The following is a 2,113-nucleotide window of genomic DNA, read 5'->3' on the forward strand; positions in this document are numbered from 1 at the left end:
ATGGCTATCGCTCTGCCGACGATGTTCTTCGTCATCGCCATCTTCTACGTGGCCACCAAGGCGCTGCACAAGGCCTTCCCGGCCCCGGCCGAGGAAGAGGAGGAGGAAGAGGACGAGGATTAAGCCTCGCCCTTCCCGCCACTTAGATTAATTACGAAAACTTAATAGGATCACGATCCGTTATATAATTATTCCATACCCGTCCTACGGATGGCCCGGCCCACTATTGAGCCGGCATCGCAGCAGCGTTCGTTGCACAATCCTCTCGCGGCACCTTTCGCACCCTAATCGCACCACTATACTTCTGGGAGGAAAACAACATGGCACTAAGTACCGCAGCACTGGCGTCAATCATCGCGCTTGCCATCGTGGTCATCATTTCCTGCGTCAAAGAGATGAATGTCGGCATCCTCGGCATCGCTTTCGCACTCGTCGTCGGCCTCACGTTCGCCAAGATGAAGATTGCCGCCATCTTCGCCGGCTGGCCGCTCGGCCTGTTCATGATCCTGCTCGGCGTAACCTTCATGTTCGCCTGCGCTCAGGTCAACGGCACGATGGAGAAATTCACGGCTTACGCCGTGCGTCTCGCCAAGGGCAACACCGCGCTCATCCCGCTGATTCTCTTCGTGCTGGTGACCGTCATTTGCACCATCGGCCCCGGCAACATCGCAACTACCGCTCTTATGGCCCCGGTGGCCATGGCCATCGCCGGACGCATCGGACTGCCGGCGTTCGCGATGACCCTGCTGGTCGTCGGTGCGGCCAACGGCGCGGCCTTCTCGCCGTTTGCCCCGACGGGCATCATCTCCAACGGCATCATCGCCAAGATGGCCCCGCAGCTCGGCATCACCGACCTAAGCGGCCTGGCCTGGAAGGTCCACTTCAACTCTGAGATCGTCCAGGGCGCAGTCACCATCATCGGCTTTCTGCTCTTCGGCGGGCTCGCCTGGATTCGCCGCCAGGGCGGCGGCTCCGGCGTGAACATCGACGAAATCGCGCCCAAGCCTGAGCCCTTCTCGACCAAACAATGGGTTACTCTCGCCGGTATCGCTTTCCTGGTGCTGACCGTCATCTTCCTCAAATGGGATGTCGGCGCCACCGCCTTCGGTATCGGCGCGGTTTTCATGCTCTTCGGCATCGCCGACGACGCCAAAGCCGTAAAGGCTATGCCCTGGGGCGTAATCGTGATGGTGTGCGGCATGTCGGTGCTCATCGACGTAATGGACAAGGCCGGCGGCCTCAAGGCGCTCGTCAGCCTCATCGGCACCATTTCCAACCCGACCACCATCAACGGCGTGCTCGGTTTCATCACCGGCATAATCTCGGCGTACTCCAGCTCCTCGGGCGTGGTTATGCCGATGTTCCTGCCGATGGTGCCCGGCCTGATCAAGGAAGTCGGCGGCGGCAACCCCATCGCACTGATTTCTTCGATCAACATCGGCGCCCATCTTGTCGACACCTCGCCGCTTTCGACCCTCGGCGCGCTCTGCATCGCCTGCGCCGCCGAACACGAGGACAAGGCCAAACTGTTCCGCAACCTGCTCATCTGGGGCCTGGCCATGTCGGTCGTCGGCGCGGCAGTGTGCTACGTAGCCTTCGGAATCCTCGGGCTGTAAGCTGCTTCCGGAGGGGGGAGGTTGCTCCCCCCCTCCCGTCCGGTAATTATATCCTCATAACCTGAAGAGGGATTTCTTCCCGAAACGGCGAATAAGGGCGAAGACACATAAGAGCTTACTTAATAATTATGCCTGGGCGCCGAAAAATTTTTCCCGCCATTTTTCAGACTAGTCACTCTTTAGGCAATCATCCTAATTGTGCCAAGGAGAGGGGGAATGCAGAGGGAACCTGGTTGCCGCAAAGCTTGCACGACACGCCATTATTACCGATTATTTTCCGCACCAGCGCGGCCGATCCCAAAGATACTTTTTGAATAAGCGCATTAGAGAGAAAAAAAGAAATGTTGCGCGGTCATGAATTGATTTACTATGTGGGGAGGAAAAACTAAATGGAACTGTCACTCGCGGCAATCATGTCGATTGTCGCCCTGACGATTGTCGTTATTATTAGCTGTGTCAACGAAGACCTGCATGTCGGCTTCCTGGCCATCGGCTTC

The 2,113-nt window shown here is 57.7% G+C and carries 1 protein-coding gene; it reads left to right on the forward strand.

Annotation, left to right across the window (positions count from 1 at the left end):
* The first annotated feature begins 320 nt into the window (after window positions 1–320).
* The gene (locus tag RIN56_20580) at window positions 321–1,616 is read left to right on the forward strand and encodes an SLC13 family permease (protein ID MDR7869190.1); all 1,296 of its coding nucleotides are present in this window, start codon (window positions 321–323) and stop codon (window positions 1,614–1,616) included.
* Window positions 1,617–2,113: the final 497 nt, after the last annotated feature.

The sequence above is a fragment of the Sporomusaceae bacterium genome, from assembly GCA_031460455.1.
Lineage (GTDB): Bacteria > Bacillota > Negativicutes > Sporomusales > UBA7701 > Anaeroselena.